The sequence below is a fragment of the Streptomyces sp. NK15101 genome, from assembly GCF_020400725.1.
GTDB lineage: Bacteria > Actinomycetota > Actinomycetes > Streptomycetales > Streptomycetaceae > Streptomyces.
Genome location: NZ_JAINVG010000210.1, coordinates 1 through 647 on the forward strand (window position 1 = coordinate 1; position 647 = coordinate 647).

Below are 647 nucleotides of genomic sequence, written 5' to 3' on the forward strand. Positions count from 1 at the left end.
CAGTGAGCCTTTTCATCCTGAATAGCCGCAGGTCAGCAGGGTGTGGACGGCTTGGACGATGGCACCGATGCGGCGGGTGGAGCATCGGGCCAGGCGGAGGGTGCGCCAGGACTTCAGCTGCGCGAAGGCCCGTTCTCCAGGAGCCCTCAGCCGGGCGTGGTCGCTGTTGAACTGCTGGTGGTGCTCAGGCTGTTCGCGATGGTTCTTGTAGGGGGTGCGGACGGTGGCGCCGGCGCCCTGGCAGGCGCGGTCCGCGAGAACGAGGATCTGCCGGGTCAGACAGGCCTGGACGATGCCGTGGGCCCGGGCCGCGGTCAGGTCGTGGGTCCGCCCGGGTGCCGCACGGGAGAACCACAGCGGTGTGCCGTCAGGACGGGCGATGACCTGCACGTTCATGCCGTGCTTGCGGTGTTTTTGCGAGGAGTACGGCTCATCGGTGGCGATGCGGTCGATGGGGATCAACGTGCCGTCGACGATCACATGGTCGCCCTCGCCCAGGCCGGTCAGGGCCTCGTGCAAGCCTGGCGCCCATGCCGCGAGGACGTCGAGGGTCTCGTCGACGTAGCGCCAGGCTGTGGCGATCGAGACGCCGAAGCCGGCTGCCACGGCGGGCAGCGTCTCGTTCTTGCGCAGGTGCACCGGCACGA

General features: G+C 68.8%; 1 protein-coding gene. It reads right to left on the reverse strand.

Features of this window, described 5'->3' with window-relative positions:
• Nucleotides 1–12 precede the first annotated feature (12 nt).
• The coding region (locus tag K7G60_RS38635; RefSeq protein ID WP_225805636.1) for a transposase family protein at nt 13–647 on the reverse strand (635 nt) is incomplete at its 5' end.